1 protein-coding gene is annotated in these 1,327 nt (G+C 77.0%); it reads right to left on the minus strand.

All coding sequences use genetic code 11. From position 1 onward, the window contains the following. On the minus strand, window positions 1-1,275 hold a 1,275-nt coding region (gene fxsT / locus MCM47_RS40840), incomplete at its 3' end, for an FxSxx-COOH system tetratricopeptide repeat protein (RefSeq protein WP_238951842.1). Window positions 1,276-1,327: the final 52 nt, after the last annotated feature.

Raw genomic sequence — 1,327 nt, forward strand, 5'->3', positions numbered from 1 at the left:
CCCGCCGGTCCCCTCGGGGGACCACTGGGCCAGCGCGCGTTCGGCGAGGTCGCGGCCGGCGTCGAGCAGGCCGCGGTGCCAGAGGTAGCGGACCGATTCGACGATCCACTGCCGGACCGCCGGGTCGGCGCTCCCGACGGCACCGGACGGCCAGAGGTGGGGCAGCAGTTCGGCGTACCGGGGCCAGTTGTCCGGGGTGTCGGGGTCGCCCGGGGAGTCCAGCGCGAGCGCGCGGTGCACGACGGCCCGCACCCGGGCCCGGTCGGCCTCGGCGGTCTGGTCGCGCAGCAGCGCCTGGGTGATCCGGTGCACGCTCAGCGTTCCGCCGGTCTGGTCGTACCGGGCGAGGTTGAACTGGTTGACGGTGCGCAGGATCTCGCCCATCGCGAGCCGGCCCTCCGGGGCGCCCGCAGGCAGTCCGACGGCCTCGGTCACCGGCGCGCTGTAGAGCAGCCGGATCGGGATGGCGTCCGGGCCGAGGAAGCCGCAGACCTCCAGCAGCCGGGCGGCCGGGGCGTTGATCCGGCGCAGGTCGGCGCCGGCGATCCGCCAGGTGGCGGCGGTGACGGTGGAGTACTCGGCGTCCGCCCGGACCGACCGGTCGAGGATGTCGGTCAGCGTCTCGTCCAGCAGCTCGGCGTAGGTGGCGGCCGGCATCGGGGTCTCGTGCAGCCAGGCGGCGGCCTGGCCGACGGCGAGCGGCAGGTCCCCGAGGAGTTCGGCGATCCGGTCGGCGTCGACGGCCGGGACGCCGGCGTTGAAGCGGCGGACCAGCTCGACGCTCTCCGCCCGGTCGAAGACCTCGACCTCGGTCCGGCCGCGGTGGCGGGCCCAGCGCCGGTCGCGCGAGGTGACCAGGACGTGGCCGTCGGCGGAGCCGGCCGGGAGCCAGGGGGCGAGGTGCTCCGGGTCCTCCGCGTTGTCGAAGACCAGGAGCCAGCGCGGGTACGGCCGGCCCCGGCCGAGCGCGTCCAGCACGGCCCGGGCGGTCCGGGCCACGTCACCGCTGCTCTCCAGGCCGAGCTCGGTGGCGAGTCCGGCGAGCCGTTGCGGCACGCCGGCCGGCTCCTCGGCCGGCACCCACCAGACCACGTCGTAGGTGGGCGCGAAGCGGTGCGCGTACTCGACCGCGGCCTGCGACTTGCCGACCCCGCCCATGCCGTACAGGACCTGCACGGGTTCGGCCGCGGGGCCGAGGGTGAAGCCGTCCCGCAGGGTCTCCAGCAGGCGGCCGCGGCCGGTGAAGGAGGGCAGCCGGGGCGGGAGACCCTGCACGGCGGGCCGCCCGGCCGGGAAAAGGGCGGGCGGCGGTGCGGGGGCCCCCCCC

It is taken from the genome of Kitasatospora sp. A2-31, assembly GCF_022288725.1.
Lineage (GTDB): Bacteria > Actinomycetota > Actinomycetes > Streptomycetales > Streptomycetaceae > Kitasatospora.